Source organism: Legionella genomosp. 1 (genome assembly GCF_900640215.1).
Lineage (GTDB): Bacteria > Pseudomonadota > Gammaproteobacteria > Legionellales > Legionellaceae > Legionella_C > Legionella_C quinlivanii_A.
In genome coordinates this window covers 1-21482 of the sequence record NZ_CAAAJH010000009.1, presented here as the reverse complement: position 1 = coordinate 21482, position 21482 = coordinate 1, and the positions used below count along the sequence as shown (strand labels likewise).

Genomic DNA, 21482 nt, shown 5'->3' with positions numbered 1-21482 from the left:
GCAAACAATGCATAAATTTACGAAGTATTATCATCCCTCGCAGGAGGACAATCAAGTCTTGGCATGGAACATATCAAAACCTGATTAAGAATTGTATAAATAAAAAAAAAGCGTAGTTAAACTACGCTTTTTTACTGGCACAAAGAATTAATCTTTGGTTGCCATTTTTTCTTTAAGCAGATCACCAAGAGTTGTCGAAGCAACTTCTCCACTTCTGGAGTATTTCTTGATGGCTTCAGCTTGTTCCTGAGCATCTTTGGCTTTAACAGAAAGGGCAATGCTGCGATTTTTCTTATCAACATTGATAATTTTCGCTTCAATTTCATCACCTTCCTTGCAGAAATGGCTGGCATCATCTACACGATCTTCAGATAACTCATTCGCGCGAATAGTACCATAGATTTCTGGAGCCAATTCAACAGTCACATTTTTAGCGTCAACGGCAGTAACACGTCCTTTGACAACGCTTCCTTTGGTAAACTCATCAACAAAGCTTGAGAAGTTATCACTTTCAAGTTGTTTCAGGCCCAGAGAAATACGCTCTCTTTCTGCGTCAATGGCTAAAATAACTGCTTCCAGCTCTTGTCCTTTCTTGAATTGCTTGACAGCTTCTTCACCAGGAATAGTCCAGGAAATGTCAGACAGGTGAACCAATCCATCAATATCGCCATCCAGACCAATGAAGATTCCGAAGTCAGTAATAGAACGGATTTTTCCGCTGACTTTCTGACCTTTGCTATGGCTTTGGGAGAACTGGTGCCAGGGATTGCCGACACATTGTTTCATACCCAGAGAAATACGACGTCTTTCTTCGTCGATCTCAAGTACCATCACATCAACTAAATCGCCCATTGAAACGACTTTGCTTGGGTGAACGTTTTTGTTAGTCCAATCCATTTCAGACATGTGAACCAGACCTTCAACGCCCTCTTCGATTTCAACGAAGCAACCGTAATCGGTAATGTTGGTGACTTTACCTTGCAGCTTTTTACCGACAGGATAACGATCAACCAGGTCAACCCAAGGATCATTACCTAACTGCTTCATACCTAAAGATACGCGATTACGTTCGCTGTCAAAGCTTAATACTTTAACTTTGACATCCTGACCTACAGTCAGTAATTCGGCTGGGTGCTTAACTCGCTTCCAGGAGATATCAGTGATATGCAGAAGACCATCAATACCGCCGAGATCAATGAATGCACCGTAGTCAGTAAGGTTTTTAACGATACCGTTAAGAATTTGACCATCATGCAGTGACTCAAGCAAGGCCTGACGATCAGCGCTGCTTTCTTCTTCTACAACAGCGCGACGTGAAACGACAATATTATTGCGCTTCAGGTCCATTTTAATCACTTTAAATTCTAATTCTTTGCCTTCCAGGTAAGAAGGATCGCGAACAGGTCTGACATCTACCAAAGATCCTGGTAAAAATGCGCGGATTGTACCAATCTCAACTGTGAAACCACCCTTGACTTTGCCCGAAATTAAACCAGTAACGGTTTCATTGTTTTCGTGACATTTCGACAGCTTGCGCCAGGCTTCCTGACGTTTGGCTTTTTCTCTTGATAACAGAGTTTCGCCATAGCCGTCTTCCACTGAATCAAGAGCTACTTCGACCGTATCACCGATGTTAATTTCCAATTGACCATTTTTATCGTGGAACTCTTCAACAGCGACAATACCTTCGGATTTTAAGCCAGCATTTAATGTGACAAAATCGTCGTCGATACCGATAACTTTTGCAGTGATAATTGCGCCAGGGTAAAATTGCGCACCAGCGATACTTTGTTCAAATAATTCTTTGAAACTTTCAGACATGTTAATAAACTCTTTAGTAAAAAAATGAAAGTGTAATTCCGAATTACCCTTCCCCCCATACAAACTGTTTGTAACTATCTTACAAACACTGGACTAAGCATAAGCAGCTTTTTGCCAATATGCAAATAATCCCTTCTTATTCGATCAGGTTGTTGAAATAATGACCTAATCTAGCGGAAGAACGAATGCCCATTTATCAATTTTAAAACATTATTAAAGACTTGTACAATCGTTAATCCAGTGGTGTCGACTAAAATCGCATCCAATGCCGGTTTTAGTGGTGCATGAACTCGTTTTGCATCACGATCATCACGCTGAGCCAATTCATCAATCACCTGCGCGAGGCTAACATCAATTCCACCATCTTTCAACTGATTGTAGCGCCGCTTTGCTCTTTCCTCTGCTGAAGCAAAAAGAAATATTTTAAGTATAGCCTCTGGAAAGACTACTGTTCCCATATCACGACCATCGGTTACCAGACCAGGAATTGTGGCAAATGCACGCTGCCGTTCAAGTAATGCTGCGCGTATTTCAGGCACTGCAGCAATAACCGAAGCATCTTGCCCGCATTGTTCGCTGCGAATATTCTCGTAAACATTCACTCCATCGAGAATGACTTGCTGCTCTTCAGCATCCATTTCAAATTTGACGTTCAGCTGATTGGCTAAACTAACAATCGCGTCCGCGTCTGAAAAAGGAATGCCTCGTAATCGAACTGCGTAAGCCAGCACTCGATATATTGCCCCGCTATCCAGCACATGCCAGTTCAAATGTTTTGCCACCATATGACATATGGTTCCCTTACCTGTTCCGCTAGGTCCGTCAATGGTTATTACAGGAGCTTTTTTCTCACGCGTCATTATGTACCTCTTGGATATTTAACTGTAAGGCTTGCGCAGTCTTGACAAAATCAGGGAATGAAGTGGCTACGTTCTTGCAATCTTTGATTACAATCTGGTCTTTTGCCAGCGCACCCGCAATAGCAAAAGCCATCGCTATTCGATGATCCCCATAACTTTTTATCTCGCCTCCCTGCAGTTTACCACCCTTTATAAATACGCCGTCTTCAAATGCCTGAGCCGTGATTCCCAGCTTGCTCAGTCCTTCAACCATCGCCCCAATGCGATCACTTTCTTTACTGCGTAACTCTTTCGCCCCATGCAAACGAGTTTGGCCAGAAGCACAGGCAGCAGCAATAAAAATTACCGGGAATTCATCGATTGCCAAGGGAACCAACTCCACCGGAATATCAATACCTTCCAGAGGAGCATGGCGGATATACAAATCAGCCACTAATTCCTCGCCAAAAAGACGTTTATTGCTTTGCTCAATAGAAGCTCCCATTTGACTAAGGATCTGAATAATTCCTGTACGCGTTGGATTAATGCCTACATTTCGGATGAGCACTTCAGAACCAGGAATTAAGGTAGCGGCCACAATGAAAAAAGCGGCTGAGGAAATGTCGCCGGGCACGATTATATCGGTCGCAATACATTCGCTCTCGGAATTAATTGTAATATGGTGACCACATTTTTGAATGGGATATGAAAACGTAGTCAGCATGCGCTCTGTATGATCCCGGGTAAACCCAGGCTCGGTAACCGTTGTTTCGTCTTTTGCATACATTCCAGCTAAAAGCAGGCAGGATTTAACCTGGGCGCTAGCTTCAGGCATCACATAATGAATTCCTTTTAGCTCCTGTTTACCGTTGATTGTAATTGGAGGTTTTCCATGCTCGGTGCTGATATCAGCGCCCATTTGAGTTAAAGGGCGGCTTACTCTCTCCATAGGACGTCGAAGCAAACTTTCATCCCCTGTCAGGATGCTGCTAAATGACTGGGCAGCCAGCAAACCTGCTAATAAACGCATGCTGGTTCCCGAATTTCCACAGTCAATAACCTGCTTGGGAGCGTTCAGACCATATTTACCCTTGCCATGAATAACTACCTGATGGTTAAAAGGGCCTTCGATTTCGATTCCCATGCTGCGAAAGGCCTGCAAAGTAGCCAGGCAGTCCTCCCCCTGCAGAAAGTTTTGAATACTGGTTGTGCCTTTTGCAATTGAACCAAGAATAATTGCGCGGTGAGAAATCGACTTGTCACCTGGAACAGAAATTTCGCCGGAAATTGCTTTAACCGGTGAACTCATTAAATCATAACTAGCATTCATTTTCATGTTCCTTGGCAAATACTGCCATAAAGTCAATCAGCTTCTCCACTGCAGCGAGCGGCATGGAGTTATACATGCTGGCTCTTAAGCCACCCACTGTACGATGCCCCGCCAGAGCAAGCAAGCCCTGGTCACGGGCCTTTGCGAGAAATTCATCTTCCAGCTGAGGCTTTTTCAGATTAAAACAAACATTAACCAGCGCTCGATCTTCTTTCCTTATCTTACAGCCATAAAAATCGGAAGAATCAATAAATTCGTACAACAATCTGGATTTAGTACAATTTAATTGATACAAAGCCTCAACTCCTCCCTGGCTTTTAATCCACTGGAACATTTTAAGCGCCAGATAGCAGTTAAATGTGGGCGGAGTGGCATACATTGAGCGAGTTGTGGTGTATGTTCGATAGTCAAGCATTCGCGGAATTGCGTCATTGCTTATTTCTTTAATTAAATCGTCTCGCACAATAACCAGCGTCAAACCGGCATTGGCTATATTTTTCTGTGCACCTGCAAATATCAGTGCATAGTCATTAATATTAATCGGCTCACTAAGCAAGCAAGAAGTCATGTCAGCGATTAAAGGGATATCATTAATAACAGGCGTTTGAGGAAATCGAAGTCCATTGACTGTTTCATTAGGGGTATAATACAAAAAACGAGTATCCGGCAAAATCTCCCAAGTGGAGCGTTCTGGTATCCGGCTATAGTTTTTATCAGCAGAACATACGCTATAGGCATTGCTTAGGCGGCAAGCTTCTTCATAGGCCATTTCTGACCAGATCCCTGTTTGAAAATAGCCTGCCTTTTGATTTTCCGACAAAAAATTTAAGGGAATCATACCAAATTGGCTACGCGCCGCTCCACCGATGAAGAGCACATGATAGTCACTGGGAATAACCAGCAGCTCTCGTAGAAGCGATTCTGATTCTTCCATTATCTGAGTAAATTCTTTAGTGCGATGGCCTATTTCCATCACCGACATCCCGGTATTGTTCCAGTCTAATAACTCAGCCTGAACCTCTGACAGGATTGCATCGGGCAGCATCGCAGGTCCCGCCCCAAAATTGTATCCTCTACTCATCGGAATCATCATCCATTTCAAAATCTTCTGAATCGCTATCAGCCTCACCCAGATCCTCAATGCGCTGCATTCCTACCACATGCTCGCCTGAGCTGACATTAATCAGACGTACTCCCTGGGTGTTTCGTCCAATAATGGATAGCTCATCCACTCTGAAGCGGACCAGCGTTCCTTTATCGGTGATGAGCATCGCCTCGTCTCCTTCACTGACCTGCAGCGCTCTTACCACTTTGCCATTTCGTTCATTAACCTGAATAGAAATAACGCCTTGACCGCCGCGACCGGACACACGGTATTCTTCAACATCGGTTCGCTTGCCATAGCCATTTTCAGTAGCGGTAAGGATGGTGCCTTCCGGTTTGGCGACAACGAGAGAAATAACCGATTGATCTTCGCCCAATCGTATTCCCCGCACACCACGCGCGGTGCGCCCCATTGGCCGGATTAATTTCTCGTCAAATCGAATCACCTTGCCCGCATCTGTAAAGAGCATAATATCTTTACTGCCGTCAGTAATATCCACACCAACCAGGCGATCATTTTCATCCAGATCAACCGCAATAATACCGCTGGCTCGTGGACGGCTGAAGGCTTCCAGAGAAACCTTTTTGACGGTTCCAAAACGGGTGGCCATGAACACAAAATATCCTTCGTTGAACTCTCTCACCGGCAACATGGCATTAATGGCTTCATCTTCTGCCAGGGGTAAAATATTCACAATTGGCTTGCCTCGAGAAATTCGGCTGGCCAAAGGCAGTTGATAGGCTTTAAGCCAATACAATTTGCCATGATTTGAAAAACAAAGAAGCGTGTCATGAGTACTGGCAATCACAAGACGTTCTATAAAATCTTCGTCTTTAACATTCGTTGCAGACTTGCCTTTTCCACCTCTTCTTTGGGCCTGATAGGATGAAATAGGCTGGTATTTGACATAGCCCTGATGGGATAAAGTTACAACAACATCTTCTTCAGTGATCAGGTCTTCAATAGTCAGATCTTCCTGTGATGCCGTAATTTCTGTGCGGCGCTCATCGCCAAACTGTGATTTAATTTCAATTAATTCATCTTTAATCACCTGCATCAATCGCTCGGGTGAGGCGAGAATATCCATTAAATCTTTAATCTGTTTGAGTAAATCTTCAAACTCATTAATGATTTTTTCCTGCTCCAGCGCAGTCAAACGATGCAATCTTAATTCAAGAATTGCCTGCGCCTGTGCTGGAGACAATTTATATCCATTACTTCCAAGGCCATACTCTGATGGGAGGTCATCAGGACGGCAAGCATCGCTTCCGGCATTTTCAAGCATGGCTTTGACTAAGCCTGGCTGCCACTCTCGGGCCAGTAGGGCTTCCTTCGCATCCTGTGGAGTGGGAGACTTTTTGATTAACTCAATCATTTCGTCAATATTGGCTAAGGCAATCCCCAGTCCTTCTAATAAGTGGGCTCGGTTTCGTGCTTTTTTCAGTTCGTAAATGGTACGGCGGGTAACGACTTCGCGGCGATGTTTGATAAAGTATTCAAGAATTTGTTTTAAATTCAGTGTTCGCGGTTGACCATCAACCAGGGCAACCATGTTGATACCAAACACATTTTGCATTTGGGTATGGGCATAGAGATTGTTTAAAACGACCTCAGCCACCTCACCGCGCTTTAGCTCGATCACAACGCGCATACCCTGCTTGTCCGATTCGTCCCTCAGTCCGGAAATGCCCTCAATCTTTTTATCCCGGACCAACTCAGCGATTTTCTCAACCAGACGAGCCTTATTTACCTGATAAGGAAGTTCATTAATGATAATGGCCTGGCGTCCGGAATGACTGTCGGTTTCAATTTCAGTTCTTGCTCGGATAGAAATTCGACCCCGACCAGTACGGTATGCCTCCAGGATGCCCGCTTTACCATTGATAATAGCCGCAGTCGGGAAATCAGGACCTGGAACGTATCCCATGATATCTTCAAGCGTTAAATCGGGCTCCTCTACCAGTGCAATACAGGCGTTGACAACCTCGGTTAAATTATGTGGCGGGATATTGGTCGCCATACCTACTGCGATCCCTGATGAGCCGTTGATTAGCAGATTGGGAATGCGCGAAGGTAAAACGACGGGAGCGAACTCTGTTTCATCATAGTTTGGACTGAAATCAACTGTTTCTTTTTCCAAATCCGCCAATAAGGCATGCGCGACCTTGGACATACGCACTTCCGTATACCGCATGGCAGCGGCCATATCCCCATCGACTGATCCAAAGTTTCCCTGACCATCAATCAGCATATAACGCATTGAAAAAGGCTGTGCCATACGAACAATCGTATCATACACCGCAGTATCACCATGTGGATGGTATTTACCGATTACGTCACCGACCACACGAGCGGATTTTTTATAGGGCTTGTTCCAATCATTCCCTAACTCGCTCATAGCAAAGAGGACTCGGCGATGAACCGGTTTTAAGCCATCGCGAACATCCGGCAAGGCGCGGCCGACGATAACACTCATAGCGTAGTCGAGATAAGACTGTTTGAGCTCGTCTTCAATATTGACCGGGATGATTTCTTTTGCTGAATTGATCATACTAACTGGCGTCCTTCTGCATCACTCAAAATAAACCACGAATTATACCACAAGCAGCCTTTTAATTGAATAAAAATGCCTTTGCTCGCAAAGTTCGCCTCTGAGACTGTTTTTGGATTATGCTTGTATTATCAGGAGACAATTAAATTTTGGCTAAAACGCTGTGAATAATAATCAAACTGCTTCATACTAAATCATAACACATGCCTAAATGATAAATTGACTCAACCCTGGCATTTTTATATAGTTCAGCGCTTAACGCAGCGCTGGCTGTCAACTGTTTATGAGGAGACACGATGACCGACAAAACCGCACAACTTAGTATTGACGGCCTGGAGCCTATTGAATTACCGATATTAACGCCTACTATTGGCAATGATGTTATTGATATCAATAAATTAGGTGAAGCAGGATATTTCACTTACGATCCCGGTTTTGTCTCTACAGCGTCCTGTGAATCCAAGATTACTTACATCGATGGCGATCAGGGCATCCTGTTATATCGCGGCTATCCCATTGAGCAACTGGCTGAAAAGAAAGATTTTCTTGATGTCTGTTATTTGTTAATGAACGGCGAGCTGCCCAATACGAATGAAAAAACCAGCTTTGTCAGCCTGGTTAATAACCACACAATGGTCCATCAGCAAATGTATAATTTTCTGAATGGATTTCGTCGTGACGCGCATCCTATGGCGATTATGGTCGGTATTGTAGGTGCCCTTTCTGCTTTTTATCATGATTCAATGGATCTTAATAATCAGCATGATCGCTATATTTCTGCTATACGGCTTATAGCCAAAATGCCTACGCTGGCAGCAATGAGCTATAAATATTCTGTGGGCCAGCCCTACATGTATCCCCAGAATAAAATGTCCTATGCAGAAAACTTTCTACACATGATGTTTGGCGTGCCATCAGAAGATACAACGCCTGATCCGGTTATTGTTGACGCGATGGATAAAATCTTTATTCTGCACGCAGACCATGAACAAAACGCATCAACTTCTACAGTGCGTCTGGCCGGCTCAACCGGAGCCAATCCCTTCGCCTGTATCTCTGCCGGTATCGGCGCACTCTGGGGACCTGCTCATGGCGGAGCCAATGAAGCCTGTCTGAACATGCTGAAAGAAATTGGCGATGTAAAAAACATCAATCACTTTATCAAACGCGCTAAAGATAAGGACGATCCATTCCGTCTGATGGGCTTTGGTCATCGGGTTTACAAGAGTTATGATCCGCGCGCTAAAGTAATGAGAAAAACCTGTTATGATGTGCTGAATGCCGTTGGCGCTCATGACTTGCCAATATTTAAACTCGCTATGGAACTTGAGCGTATTGCGCTGGAAGATGATTATTTCATTGAGAAAAAACTTTATCCCAATGTTGATTTTTACTCAGGGATCACTTTGAGTGCAATAGGTATTCCAACCAACATGTATACAGTGATCTTTGCACTGGCCAGAACAGTCGGCTGGATGTCTCACTGGATGGAAATGGTGGCCAGCAAATCACGTATTGGCAGACCACGGCAATTATATACTGGTGAAAAACAAAGGAATGTACCCTAGTTTTTTGGTTGGGCTTCAAAGCCCAACCTGCTATTTCATCACAAGCGCGCTCGCCGCTTCAGGTTCCTTACTTTTCAAAGGTGCATAATCACGCATATTGATCTCAAACTCACGGTATTTAAACCAGCTTTTCTGTTTTTTCCAGGGAAGTCCGATCGTCTCATCAGCAGCCCTGCATAAAACATTGTAATCCACCGCAGTCAAAGCCTTTAATGGCTCAGCAGCTTTCTCAAACTTTATCAACCAGTCACTATTGATTGCTCCAGGATCTACCTCAGAAACAATAGCAGTTTTTTCAAAAGTAATGCTAATTCCCAGTTTTTCTTCAAAAAATTTCTGAATCTTCTCGCGGCAATTAGTATCACCCAACACAGACAAGTCGGCCTCATTATCTCCTCCTGTTGACGAGATAGCTGAGTACTTTCCGCTCGGCTTTAAAAGTATCGCGGCATAAATTAGATTGTGTAAGACATTGTAGCTGTAAGTACCCGGACCATAAGTATCAAAAATAACACCCACCTTCCCTTCGAGCGCTTGCAGGTATTCCCGAGCGCGTTCGTCTTCAGGACGCTTTACCGCATCCAATTGCGGCATGTCTTGCAATAATTGGAATTGTGCTGAATCACAAGGCAGCTTCATTTTAGCAATCTTAATCCCGGCCGATTCACAAGTGTGATGCCGTACTTCTTTCTCAGAAGCAGTAACACCAATTAGTTCTGCTCTTTTCTTTACCTTATTGAGTTCGATACGTAAATCAATTAAAAATTGTCCGTTACCCATTCCCATATCCATTACGATATCATCATCCTTAATATTGTTAACGATATCTAATAAGTTGGGCGTGTTTTTTAAGGTTGTTTCTGTGTTATACGCATGAAGTTTACGGATTTTTTCCAGGCCTCTTTTGTTAGGCCATGAGTTCTTCTCAAAGAACGCTTTGTTCTCATGCTTGGATTTCATTAAATTCTCCTGTTGCTCATTTATGACACAATGATATGACTAAATTTTGCACATAGGAATGTCGAAAAACGGACAGAAGGAGACAAATAAGATTAATCTCTATTTAATTTGTATTTATTTTATACATTTTGTATGTTATTATTCTCCCATCATAAAGGAGTACTAATGAATATTGATCATATTTTACAAAACCCTAGCCTTGCTCATCATAATATTCTTCGAGAGATTTGTAATCCTCTTGAACAATTGGGTGTCAATTTTTTTGGTTATACCGCCGTCAATGCGCAGGGGGAAGCATTTTGTCTGGGATCCAAACCAGAATATGCATCAGAATATCTGCGATTAAATCATGCTCAGAATGATGTCCACTACCATCATGCTAAAGAAAAAAATCAATTTGAATACTCTTTCTGGGATTATCTTGAAAAAGACAGTCACACCCAATCACTCTATCAAATGGCGGCATTATTTGATCAAAGTCACACATTGACAATAACCTCACATGATCCACAGATGACCCACTGCTATCATTTCAGCGCATCTCTTAGTCAAACGGGCATTAATCAGATATATCTCGAAAAAATGGATTCATTGCATGCCTTTATTGCTTACTTCAAAGATTGTCTGCAAATGATTCCGGAATTAACTTCAGTCTATCAATTGCCTGTTAATATTGATATCGATCATGCTTCAATGGGGAAAAAAGTCGTCAATATAAAAGCCAATCTTAGAACGATGGAGCTTGAGCAAGTAGCGCAAAACAGCTTTGAGTGGACCAATAGTAATCATTATTTGTTGACCTCCAAAGAGCGGGAATTATTACAATGGATTCGTTTAGGCAAATCAGCTGAGTTAATTGCGAAAATCAAGGGCGTTTCTCGAAAAACGGTTGAGCGGCATGTGGCTTCCATTAAAGATAAGTTTGAATGCTATACCATGTATCAATTAGGGGAAAAAATAGCCCAGTCGGGATTGGCGAGCTTTCTTTCATTATCTTGTCAGCAAAATAAAAATTGGCGGGTAGCTTCAGCAAGCATATGAATAATTTAAATATTTTGATTATCATGCCAAACTTTTGAGGGTTTTTAGTAGCATTTTTGAACGAATAATGATAAATTGCCGAAATTAATTCCAGTTAGAATATTGTTTGCTCAAAGCATGAAAAGACTAATTTATTCTCTTATTTTGTTGTGCGTCTGTTTATCATCAATCCTGATTTTCAAGTTCTGGTCAAAAGATCCTGAACCCCAAATTATACCGCCAGCAGTGACTCAGACTGAACCAGTTCTTCCATTACCCCCCCCACTTCAGCTTAAACCTGCTCTTTTTAGCCAGTTGCCAGGCTGGAAAGAAACAAAAATAAAAAAATCATTTATAGCCTTTCAGAAATCCTGCAAAACCTTTTTGAAACAGGATCCGCTTGCTGATGCCGGGAGCAGTCAAATTCCATTGAAAGTCAAGGATTGGCTGCCAGCCTGTAAAGCAGCAGAACATAAATCCCTGATTTCAGAAAAACAAGCGCGATCATTTTTCAAAAAATGGTTTAAGCCTTATGAATTTTATCAGGAAAAATCCGTTGAAGGGTTATTTACCGGGTATTATTTACCCTTGTTGCACGGCAGCCTGGCTAAAACAGATGAGTTTAATGTGCCTATCTATGGGCTTCCTGACAATATTGTGACAGTTAATCCGGCCGACTTTGGTTATAAAGGGATTAATCGTCGACTCGTTGGCCGTGTAGTGAAGGGCAAACTTCTCCCTTTTCATGTACGTAAGGAAATTAATGAGGGTGTACTGAAAGAGAACGCCCCGGTGTTGCTCTGGGTGGATAGCCATATTGATCGCCTCTACCTGGAAATTCAAGGTTCTGGAATAGTCAAACTGCCAAACGGCGAAACCGTCTTTCTGGGATATGCAGGAGAGAACGGCGCCTCTTATACCCCGGTGGGCCGTGTGTTGATAGAAAAAGGAGTTCTGACTAAAGAAAATGCTTCGATGCAAAGCATTCGTGCTTATTTGGAATCTCATCCAGATGAAATACTACCGATTACCAATCAAAATAAATCCTTTGTTTTTTTCAAGAAGCTGAAGGATAGCGCCGCTATGGGTGCCCAAGGAGTGCAACTCACGCCAGGTTACTCTCTTGCTGTCGATCGGAAATGGATTCCTCTTGGAACTCCGCTGTGGCTAGATACATCACGTCCCACTCCCAATGATTCAACACCGCAATCATTCCAGCGTCTTATGATTGCTCAGGATACAGGCGGTGCCATTCGTGGCCAGGTGCGTGGTGATGTGTTCTGGGGAGAGGGAGAGGAAGCAACTTACACCGCGGGCCTAATGAAAAACCCGGGGCATTATTGGTTATTTTTACCCCGACAGGCTGCGGGGAAATTGCCAAAGCAATTTGATTGATCTCGGGGTTGAAATCAACCCTCACCCTAGCCCTCACTGCCATTAAGGAATTTGGTCATTCTCGCGAAGGCGGGAATCCATTCCTTAATTGGCATTGTAGCGAGCCCAGAGATGGATCCCCGCCTTCGCGGGGAGAATAGTTTATATACAATTAGCTTAACTTGATGGCATCCCTAGCCCTCTCCCAACTTGGGAGAGGGGATTTTCTAAATAATCCTCTCGCCCCTCAGGGGAGAGAGTTAGAGAGAGGGGGTTCTTAAGTTCCCTCGAAATAACATAAAATCATTACTGCTTAAACAAACTCCTCACTACCCCACTCACCTCGCCTGCAACGGGCATATTTTCCTGATTAATAATTTCATTGAGACTCACAATTCGATAGCCATTTTTCTGATACATGTCAATAATATCTCCTAAAAAATGACTATTAATCAGGTTGGCATGGATAAGTAATATTTGCTTGCTGGTTCCCGGGTGAAGCTTATTGGAGCGTGCTTCCGCTTTCAGAGTCTGCCCCCAAATGTAATTCAAATATCTTTTTTTCAGCGCAGGCAAACTTTGCGGGCGCAGACGATAGGGTATTGCGAAAAGCTGATTATTAAATATGAAATCCTTGCTGTCGATAGTCACCGGAGCAATGGTATAGTTCTTCTCGGCCAGAAATTGATATACTTTTTCCCGTTTGTCTCCCTTGCTTTCGGCAAGATAAGGGTATCGAAAATACTTAGGGCTGGTCATAATCCGTGACAGAATCTCATCTGCCTTATTCACATCCTCAATGTATTTTTCAGGTGTCACACTGTTCAGGCTTCGATGGGAATAAGTGTGATTTCCTAATTGAAATCCCTGATTACGAAACTCCTCCAGAAGCTCCCATTGACCCTTTTCAATACTACCGGCAATAATAAAACCGGTTGCCGGCACCTTATGATCAACAAGGGCCTGTAAAATGGCCATAAACCGATCATGCTCCCGCTGCAATTTCTTTGGATCATTATTAGCGGAGCCCACAAAAGGCAAGTCATCAATCGTTATCGCAATTTCTTTCCCGGCAGCTAAAAGATTAGAGCTGAACAATAGAAACATAGCCGCAACAGTAGACTTAATGTTCATGGATATCCTTGATAAAACAAGCCAGTAATCCTCGATGCAAAACCTGTGCCTTAAACGAGAGTGTTCATCAAACTGTGTCATGCCATGTCTGATTTTGGAGATCTCTCACTGCGTTCGAGATGACGGCGTACCTGCGAGTATTAACACAGTTTAATGAACCCATTCCCCCTTAAACAGGCTCCAGTAAACCCCTATCCCATAGACTGTTTAGAAAAGAGATATCCGAGCTATTCCCGGAATAATCTGATAATTGGCTGTTCGAAATAATCCGCTGACTGGCAATCAGTTTAACCAACTCTGGTGAAACATCCTGAATATTCCAGCGCTCTCCATTAACAAATAATTCGAGATTAGGGTTTTCGTAATAAGCAAAGCGGCTGAAGGGGTTTCGAGCCAGCTCTCCCGATTTTTTTAAGTAATTGGACAGTTTTGCTTTTTTCTTTTGCTTTTCACAGGGCAAAAAAGCCTCCGCCTGCTCATCCAGGCCCGTAACAAACTCACCAAACCAGGAGCAGAACGCTTCATTATCATCAATCAGTTTCTTTAGCAGATTCCTGGCTTGATCTACAGCTTGCTGTGGGATTTCAGCGCTGTTTTTCAATGTTGACCAGTTGGGATCTTTATATAATTGCGAAAAAATGGAACTATCCCAGAAATGTTGGCTAAAACTATCCAATAACTCTCTGGCCTGATAACTTCGATAGCCAAATGAATAAGTCATACATTCTTCTGAAAGCGATATACCATTATGAGCGACATGTGGCGGAAGATATAACATATCTCCCTCTTCCAGAATATATTCCTCTTCCACTTCAAATTGACTCATTATTCGCAGTTCAAGATTGGGTAGATAATTATCGGGCTGACAGTTTTGAGTCGTTAATAACCATCTTCTTCGCCCCTGAGCCTGATGCAGAAACACGTCATAGTTATCGTAATGCGGGCCCACCCCGCCATGCTCTGTCGCATAGCTAATCATGACATCATCGACCCGCCACTGGGGTAAAAAATTAAATGCGTCAAGAAGTTTTGTGACCTCTGGAATAAATCGATCGACGGACTGCACCAATAAGGTCCAATGAGAAGCCGGTAGTTTTTTAAAATCACCTGCGGAAAATGGCCCTCTTTTTAAATGCCAGTGCGGCGTTTTCCCTGGTATCTGCCAGACCAGACGGCTTTCAATCTCCTCCTCCATCGCTAATCCGGCTAACTCGTCCCCGCTGAGAGGACTGTCAAATTGGCCAAAGGCCTGACGAAAAATGAATGGTTTTTTTTGCCAATAATTTTCCAGGAATTCATTTTTCTCTATCGCGTCAAAAATTTTCATATAAAGCTCGATCTGGTGTTTAGCTGAATACATCAGGCAAGAAATTACCTACGGGGCTATAATTTTAATGGCACCATGTGATTTAGGGAGTGAAAAATGAATCATTATATTGCAAGGATAAGGAAAATGCTGCCTGCCCTGTTAGTTTTATTAGTGACTTTTGGATCAATTCAATCTGTACAAGCCCAAACAACTCCCAATAACCCACAAACTACTCTGGCAGGACAACAACTCGCTTACTATTATGGAGGACACTGGTATCGATATCCCGGAAATTATTATGGCCCTGGCTACATCTACTATGGCCCCCGCTATTATAATCGAACCTATTATCCCAAACACTATTATCGAAATTATTGGTCAGGATGGCGCCCATATGGCCATTGCCGGCAGACTTGTCTGATTAATCAGTGGAATGGGCAAGTTATAAAATGCGTCAGACGTTGTTAGCCTGGAACCAGCCCTTCCTCTGACCTTCGCCTGCGTACTGCTTAACGTGGATAACACGGACAAATCCCGGTACGCAGGCGCTATAAATCAGGCAAAATAATCAACAATCCCCTTTGTCTGTCTCGTTACAACATCCCCCTCTTCTTCCTGATGTTGAAAAAGTGTCTCATCGGGTTGATGAGTATTCTGCGGGCGCGAGCGTCGATCTCCGGTTTCAATATTCACTTCGGACAGCTGTACGCCCTGACTCATTAGCATTTCTCTTAATCTCGGAATCGATTGCTCAATTAAGTCCTGAACCTGGAGACTATGAGTGCTGATATCTATTTTAGCCGAATCCTCTGATAAATGAATTTTAACTTCTACCGGTCCAAGCTCTACGGGATTTAGCTTGAGTATGGCCTGATTAATCTTATGCTGACCTAACCATGTGACGCGTGCATTGAAATCATCTTGCCAGCTGCTTTCATTCACTTCGGCGGAAATCTCAAACCTGTTCGCTGCACTCACTGATGTTTTGCTTTCTGAATGAGAAGGCGCAAAATCTGGTTTAATTACTCTCACAAGAGTTTCTTTTATATCAGCATTCAGGTTTTTTTGAGGATCAATCGATTGATCTTCACTGACTGGCTCAGTCTCGATTATTTGATCAGTTGATGCCTCACTCTCGACTACCTGCGCTGATTTTTCCTCTGAATCTATGGGTGTAAATTCAATATCAGCCGCCCCTTTTTGCGGTATCTGATTATTGTTCTCATTATTGTTCTCAATAGGGCTTAGGCTAGGTTTTTGCATTTGATTTATAAGCGATCTGTCGGAAACAGGTGATTGTAACAACAGGTTTTCATCAGGGACTTTTTCTCCGACTTTTAACTGCTGAAGAGTCAAAGATTCATTATGAATAGCATTTAGCCAGGTCAGCGCTGGATTAACAAGCAGTTCTTCATCATCATCCTCACTGTCAGTCTCCACAGAAGATACATTCTCAAGAGGCAATGCAAGCGCCTCTTTGGGGCTTGAATCGGAAGAAAGCTCTTGCTCGACCGGGAGGCTTACCTCATTTTCGACAGGTTTCGTCTCAGAAAGAGGGCGTTCAGATAGATAGTCAGTAATTAATTCTAAAAAGTAATTGCTGATACCAGAAGGCCCAGCTTCAATTTCCCCACTGGTCTCAAGAGGAGGGATCTCATCGGATACCATAAAAAAGGAGTCTGGGGGAATCTGATTAATCATGAATGACATCCTGATTGTCATAAACATCGGGTATTTACATATTAATAGCAAATATCTTTTATTTTTGAAAATAAGTTTTTTCTTCTGCCTGGGTACAAGCCTTATTGTTTTCGATGAAAAGCTTGAATTTTTAAGCTATGATTAGCGTTTTTGAACTCTGGAGTGGATTTATGATAGTTGGACAAGATAGTCTTTCAACTCGCAGTCAATTAGAGGTCGATGGTAAAACTTACCATTATTACAGCTTGAAAGAAGCTGAAAACAAGCACTTTAAGGGTATTAACCGTCTGCCCTACTCTCTAAAAGTATTATTTGAAAATCTGCTTCGTTTTGAGGATGGAACTACTGTTTCTGTCGAGGATATCAGAGCATTGGCCGATTGGTTGAATACTAAAACCTCACAGCATGAAATTGCTTATAGACCAGCGCGTGTTCTGATGCAGGACTTTACCGGTGTTCCCGCTGTAGTCGATTTGGCAGCCATGCGGGCTGCTCTCGAAAAAATGGGCGGAAGTGCCAGTAAAATCTCCCCGCTCTCCCCAGTCGATCTGGTCATTGACCATTCTGTGATGGTTGACAAATTTGCCTCGGCCGATGCCCTGACTATCAACACCGAGATTGAAATTCAGCGAAATAAAGAGCGTTATGAGTTTCTACGCTGGGGGCAGAAAGCATTCGCTAATTTCCAGGTGGTGCCTCCTGGTACCGGGATCTGCCATCAGGTCAATCTTGAGTATTTGGGAAAAACAGTTTGGACCAGCGAATACAATGGCCATCCCTATGCTTATCCGGACACTCTGGTAGGTACCGATTCTCATACCACCATGATTAACGGATTGGGGGTCCTTGGCTGGGGTGTGGGCGGTATTGAAGCGGAAGCAGCCATGTTAGGCCAGCCGGTTTCCATGCTTATTCCAGAGGTAATCGGCTTTAAATTAACAGGTCAGCTGCGCGAAGGTATCACTGCTACCGACCTGGTGCTTACAGTCACTCAAATGCTGCGTAAAAAAGGAGTGGTTGGCAAATTTGTTGAGTTCTATGGAACAGGCCTTGCTGCTTTACCATTAGCTGATCGGGCGACAATTTCCAATATGGCTCCTGAGTACGGCGCCACCTGCGGCTTTTTTCCCGTTGACAAGGAAACCTTGCGCTATCTTGAATTAACTGGCCGAGACGAACATCGTATTAAACTGGTTGAAGCCTATTGCAAGGCACAGGGCATGTGGTATGACCAAAATACCCCCGATCCTGAATTTACAGATACGCTAAGTCTTGACCTGTCAACTGTTGAGCCGTCCCTGGCCGGCCCAAAAAGACCGCAGGATAAGGTCAATCTGGCTACTCTTCCCGGTGAATTTGACAGCTTCCTTACTCAATCTGGAAAAGCAGACGAAAAACAGAAAGAATTCCCGGTCAAAGGCAATTCATTCAAATTACGCCACGGTGATGTGGTGATTGCAGCAATCACCAGTTGCACCAATACCTCCAATCCAAGTGTTTTAATGGCAGCGGGATTAGTTGCTAAAAAAGCAGTTGAAAAAGGCCTGGCTCGTAAACCATGGGTTAAATCTTCTCTGGCTCCAGGCTCCAAGGTGGTAACTGACTATCTGAAACATGCCGGATTACAGCCCTATCTTGATCAGTTAGGCTTCAATCTGGTGGGTTACGGCTGTACAACCTGTATCGGCAACTCAGGTCCTCTGCCAGATGCAATCGCTGAAAGCGTCAGTGAGAACGACTTGGTTGTCTGCTCTGTACTGTCAGGAAATCGTAACTTTGAAGGCCGTGTACATCCTCAGGTTCGAGCAAACTGGCTGGCCTCTCCTCCACTGGTAGTGGTTTATGCTTTAACCGGCACAACCAGCATTGATCTTAATACCGAGCCTGTCGGTAAAGACGCCTCCGGTCAGGAAATCTATCTCAAAGATATCTGGCCCAGCAATGAGGAAGTGGCTGCAGAGGTTAATAAGGTGACTGGCGCCATGTTTAGAAAAGAATATGCCGAAGTCTTCCAGGGTGATGCTCACTGGCAGGCTATTAAAACCAGTAGTGGAACCACTTATGAATGGGATTCAAACTCCACTTATATTCAGCATCCGCCATTCTTTGATAGCCTGCCCAAACAGCCTGCACCGATTAAGTCCATCGAAGGCGCCTATGTTCTGGCTTTGCTGGGCGATTCAATTACCACGGATCATATCTCGCCAGCAGGTTCTATCAAGGCAAATTCGCCGGCAGGTTTGTATCTGAAATCCAAAGGCGTCAGTGAAGCTGATTTTAATTCCTATGGTTCAAGAAGGGGTAATCATGAAGTCATGATGCGTGGTACTTTTGCCAACATCAGAATCCGTAATGAAATGACTCCGGAAGTAGAAGGCGGCGTTACCCGCTACATTCCATCGGGTGAAACAATGTCAATCTACGATGCTTCAATGAAATATCAGGCAAATGGTAACCCGCTGGTAGTGATTGCCGGAAAAGAATATGGCACAGGATCGTCAAGAGACTGGGCGGCTAAAGGAACCAATCTCTTGGGTGTAAAAGCGGTCATTACAGAAAGTTTTGAACGTATTCATCGCTCCAATCTGATTGGTATGGGTATTCTCCCTCTGCAGTTCGAGGAAGGAACAAACAGAAAATCACTCCATTTAACAGGCGATGAGCGCATCAGCATTGCGGTGGATGATTCATTGAAACCTGGCGCCCGCCTGACTCTGCAGATTGAGCGAAGCAATGGCAAAAAAGAAGAGGTAAAAGTGCTTTGCAGAATCGATACTGTCAATGAGCTGGAGTACTACCGTCATGGCGGTATTCTGCAATATGTGTTAAGAAATCTCGCTCAATAAGAGATATGGGAGTTCTGCATTACTATGTAGCCTGGTTGGCGCTTGCGACAACCAGGTTTTTCAATCCTGCTATCTAATCCCCAATTTCCTGGAAGATAATTTAGAAAAGTATAACTTTAAATAAAACCCGGTTGGCGCAATGCGCCAACCAGGCTACCTGGAAATCTAACACAAATGTTTTTTCTGTCTAAGATTTAACAGGCCTTCATTGATTTTGTTCATATTAACTGCTAAATTTCGCTGTTACTTGCGAAAAGGGCTTTAAATGCAATCACCCAAAAAAGTTTTATCCATTTTTTCTCTGGTTATGATTAATGTGATTGCTGTTGACAGCTTACGAACGCTTCCCATCAGCGCTACGCTGGGTTTTTCTCTCGTCTCCTATTACCTGCTTGCCGCCTTTGCTTTCTTTATCCCGATTGCCCTGGTCGCTGCTGAACTGGCTACTGCATATCCTAATACTGGCGGACTTTATGTTTGGGTGCGCGAGGCATTCGGTAAACGTGCCGGATTTATCACCATCTGGCTGCAATGGATTTATAATGTGGTCTGGTATCCCACAATCCTTGCATTTATTGCGGCTACATTTTCCTATTTGTTTTCCCCGGAGCTGGCCAATAATAAGATTTACCTGTTAAGCACAGTTATCGGCCTTTTCTGGCTATTCACTTTTTTAAATTGTTTTGGCATGCGGCTCTCCAGTATTGTGAGCATATTAGGCGCTATTTTTGGCACAATTATTCCTATGCTCGGCATTATAGGCCTGGGTATTGTATGGCTCGTCCAAGGCCGTCCGCTGGCAGATGGAATTCATAATTCCTGGCTGCCTGACTTAAGCTCGCTGAGTAATTTATCGCTTTTTGCAGTCGTTCTCTTTGGATTAATTGGTATGGAAATGTCTGCAGTTCATGCCGAGGAAGTCAAAAATCCCCAGCGAGACTATCCGAGAGCAATTTTGTATTCCACTATTCTGATCTTCGCCACCCTTGTTTTTGGCTCACTCGCCATTGTAATCGTAGTTCCAAGCGGCAGCTTAAGCGTCGTATCGGGGTTAATTGATGCCTATGCTGTTTTCTTTGATGCCTATCACTTATCCTGGATGACAAAGGTCATTGCGATTCTGGTTATTCTTGGTGGATTAAGCGGTGTTTCAGCCTGGATTATTGGTCCGACAAAAGGATTGCTGGTTTCCGCGGAAGATGGCTCCCTGCCCGCTTATTTTGCAAAAGTTAATCGATACAATGCACCTGTCAGAATACTTATTGCCCAGGGTATAATTTTTACTCTGCTTAGTAGTGTTTTCATTCTCTTTGACTCAATAAACGCAGCCTATTGGGTTCTCAGCGATTTATGCGCGCAAATGGCATTGCTGGTTTACATCTTCATGTTTGCAGCTGCTATTAAATTACGTTACAGCGATCCGCAAAGACCGCGCGCCTATACAGTTCCAGGCGGAAATATCATGATGTGGATAATCGCAGGAATTGGCACATTATGTTGTTTATTCGCCATGCTCATCGGTTTTATTCCTCCCAGTCAGATTCCTATAGGCAATGTAGCTGCCTATGAAAGTTTTTTAGTGGGCGGTTTAGTATTATTTGTATTGCTGCCCTGGCAGTTTGCAAAAAAACATTAATTCTGGAAGGTACTCCCCTGGTACGTCATCCAGAGCGTGCGAAGGATCTCAAAATGCTTGGAACGGAGCCAGATTCAGGAGATCCTTCACTGCGTTCAGAATGGCGTTGGGACGATTTGATTGAATTATCGCTGTTTTTTTCAGTATAAGCATTGTAACTCCCCAGGTACGTCATCCAGAGCGTAGCGAAGGATCTCAAACTGCTTGGAACGGCGCCAGATTCAGGAGATCCTTCACTGCGTTCAGAATGGCGTTGGGACGATTTGATTGAATTATCGCTGTTTTTTT

At 43.5% G+C, this 21482-nt stretch carries 15 protein-coding genes; 6 read left to right on the top strand and 9 right to left on the bottom strand.

Annotated features, from left to right (window positions below):
• Positions 1–147: 147 nt before the first annotated feature.
• The 5 genes from rpsA to gyrA form a co-directional block, all read right to left on the bottom strand.
• Complete coding sequence (gene rpsA / locus E1O89_RS09640; protein WP_112218461.1) at positions 148–1821, bottom strand: 30S ribosomal protein S1; 1674 nt, start codon at positions 1819–1821, stop codon at positions 148–150.
• Between the two features lie 170 nt (positions 1822–1991).
• A complete protein-coding gene (gene cmk, locus E1O89_RS09635; RefSeq protein ID WP_133139985.1) occupies positions 1992–2681 on the bottom strand; it encodes a (d)CMP kinase in 690 nt (229 codons plus the stop codon).
• Positions 2671–3990, bottom strand: a complete 1320-nt coding sequence (gene aroA / locus E1O89_RS09630) for a 3-phosphoshikimate 1-carboxyvinyltransferase (RefSeq protein WP_410054768.1) — start codon at positions 3988–3990, stop codon at positions 2671–2673. Before aroA ends, cmk begins: the two co-directional genes overlap by 11 nt.
• Positions 3980–5071: a 3-phosphoserine/phosphohydroxythreonine transaminase gene (serC, locus tag E1O89_RS09625; protein WP_133139983.1), complete on the bottom strand. Its 1092-nt coding sequence runs from the start codon at positions 5069–5071 to the stop codon at positions 3980–3982. Before serC ends, aroA begins: the two co-directional genes overlap by 11 nt.
• Complete coding sequence (gene gyrA, locus E1O89_RS09620; protein WP_133139982.1) at positions 5064–7646, bottom strand: DNA gyrase subunit A; 2583 nt, start codon at positions 7644–7646, stop codon at positions 5064–5066. The genes serC and gyrA overlap by 8 nt, the downstream gene beginning before the upstream one ends.
• 296 nt (positions 7647–7942) lie before the next feature.
• Here gyrA and gltA point away from each other — a divergent pair, with 296 nt between their 5' ends.
• Positions 7943–9214, top strand: coding sequence for a citrate synthase (gene gltA / locus E1O89_RS09615; RefSeq protein ID WP_133139981.1), 1272 nt, complete (start codon positions 7943–7945; stop codon positions 9212–9214).
• A 30-nt stretch (positions 9215–9244) separates the two neighbouring features.
• On the opposite strand, the gene E1O89_RS09610 is transcribed toward gltA, so the two are convergent.
• The gene (locus tag E1O89_RS09610; RefSeq protein WP_133139980.1) at positions 9245–10174 is read right to left on the bottom strand and encodes a hypothetical protein; all 930 of its coding nucleotides are present in this window, start codon (positions 10172–10174) and stop codon (positions 9245–9247) included.
• A gap of 165 nt (positions 10175–10339) precedes the next feature.
• Between E1O89_RS09610 and E1O89_RS09605 the strand changes: the two genes are divergently transcribed.
• Together E1O89_RS09605 and E1O89_RS09600 are read left to right on the top strand one after the other, a co-directional pair.
• Positions 10340–11215, top strand: a complete 876-nt coding sequence (locus E1O89_RS09605) for a helix-turn-helix transcriptional regulator (RefSeq protein ID WP_165483118.1) — start codon at positions 10340–10342, stop codon at positions 11213–11215.
• Between the two features lie 117 nt (positions 11216–11332).
• Positions 11333–12589 (top strand): murein transglycosylase A, encoded by a 1257-nt coding sequence (locus tag E1O89_RS09600; RefSeq protein ID WP_133139978.1) that lies wholly within the window; start codon positions 11333–11335, stop codon positions 12587–12589.
• A 285-nt stretch (positions 12590–12874) separates the two neighbouring features.
• On the opposite strand, the gene E1O89_RS09595 is transcribed toward E1O89_RS09600, so the two are convergent.
• Both E1O89_RS09595 and E1O89_RS09590 read right to left on the bottom strand, forming a co-directional pair.
• A complete protein-coding gene (locus E1O89_RS09595) occupies positions 12875–13702 on the bottom strand; it encodes a polysaccharide deacetylase family protein (RefSeq protein WP_133139977.1) in 828 nt (275 codons plus the stop codon).
• Between the two features lie 169 nt (positions 13703–13871).
• On the bottom strand, positions 13872–15029 hold the full coding sequence (locus E1O89_RS09590; RefSeq protein ID WP_133139976.1) for a cupin domain-containing protein: 1158 nt from the start codon (positions 15027–15029) through the stop codon (positions 13872–13874).
• Between the two features lie 96 nt (positions 15030–15125).
• Between E1O89_RS09590 and E1O89_RS09585 the strand changes: the two genes are divergently transcribed.
• A complete protein-coding gene (locus E1O89_RS09585; protein ID WP_133139975.1) occupies positions 15126–15479 on the top strand; it encodes a hypothetical protein in 354 nt (117 codons plus the stop codon).
• 87 nt (positions 15480–15566) lie between these two features.
• On the opposite strand, the gene E1O89_RS09580 is transcribed toward E1O89_RS09585, so the two are convergent.
• Positions 15567–16712 (bottom strand): flagellar hook-length control protein FliK, encoded by a 1146-nt coding sequence (locus tag E1O89_RS09580; RefSeq protein ID WP_165483117.1) that lies wholly within the window; start codon positions 16710–16712, stop codon positions 15567–15569.
• Positions 16713–16882: 170 nt separating this feature from the next.
• Between E1O89_RS09580 and acnA the strand changes: the two genes are divergently transcribed.
• Positions 16883–19558, top strand: coding sequence for an aconitate hydratase AcnA (gene acnA, locus E1O89_RS09575; protein ID WP_133139973.1), 2676 nt, complete (start codon positions 16883–16885; stop codon positions 19556–19558).
• A gap of 265 nt (positions 19559–19823) precedes the next feature.
• Positions 19824–21194, top strand: coding sequence for an amino acid permease (locus E1O89_RS09570; RefSeq protein WP_133139972.1), 1371 nt, complete (start codon positions 19824–19826; stop codon positions 21192–21194).
• Positions 21195–21482 lie beyond the last annotated feature (288 nt).

Coding starts and splice junctions, on each gene's coding strand:
- acnA (WP_133139973.1), top strand. CDS start 16,883: ATGATAGTTGGACAAGATAGTCTTTCAACTCGCAGTCAATTAGAGGTC.
- rpsA (WP_112218461.1), bottom strand. CDS start 1,821: ATGTCTGAAAGTTTCAAAGAATTATTTGAACAAAGTATCGCTGGTGCG.
- aroA (WP_410054768.1), bottom strand. CDS start 3,990: ATGAATGCTAGTTATGATTTAATGAGTTCACCGGTTAAAGCAATTTCC.
- E1O89_RS09605 (WP_165483118.1), top strand. CDS start 10,340: ATGAATATTGATCATATTTTACAAAACCCTAGCCTTGCTCATCATAAT.
- serC (WP_133139983.1), bottom strand. CDS start 5,071: ATGAGTAGAGGATACAATTTTGGGGCGGGACCTGCGATGCTGCCCGAT.
- E1O89_RS09595 (WP_133139977.1), bottom strand. CDS start 13,702: ATGAACATTAAGTCTACTGTTGCGGCTATGTTTCTATTGTTCAGCTCT.
- cmk (WP_133139985.1), bottom strand. CDS start 2,681: ATGACGCGTGAGAAAAAAGCTCCTGTAATAACCATTGACGGACCTAGC.
- E1O89_RS09570 (WP_133139972.1), top strand. CDS start 19,824: ATGCAATCACCCAAAAAAGTTTTATCCATTTTTTCTCTGGTTATGATT.
- E1O89_RS09600 (WP_133139978.1), top strand. CDS start 11,333: ATGAAAAGACTAATTTATTCTCTTATTTTGTTGTGCGTCTGTTTATCA.
- E1O89_RS09580 (WP_165483117.1), bottom strand. CDS start 16,712: ATGATTAATCAGATTCCCCCAGACTCCTTTTTTATGGTATCCGATGAG.
- E1O89_RS09585 (WP_133139975.1), top strand. CDS start 15,126: ATGAATCATTATATTGCAAGGATAAGGAAAATGCTGCCTGCCCTGTTA.
- E1O89_RS09590 (WP_133139976.1), bottom strand. CDS start 15,029: ATGAAAATTTTTGACGCGATAGAGAAAAATGAATTCCTGGAAAATTAT.
- gltA (WP_133139981.1), top strand. CDS start 7,943: ATGACCGACAAAACCGCACAACTTAGTATTGACGGCCTGGAGCCTATT.
- gyrA (WP_133139982.1), bottom strand. CDS start 7,646: ATGATCAATTCAGCAAAAGAAATCATCCCGGTCAATATTGAAGACGAG.
- E1O89_RS09610 (WP_133139980.1), bottom strand. CDS start 10,174: ATGAAATCCAAGCATGAGAACAAAGCGTTCTTTGAGAAGAACTCATGG.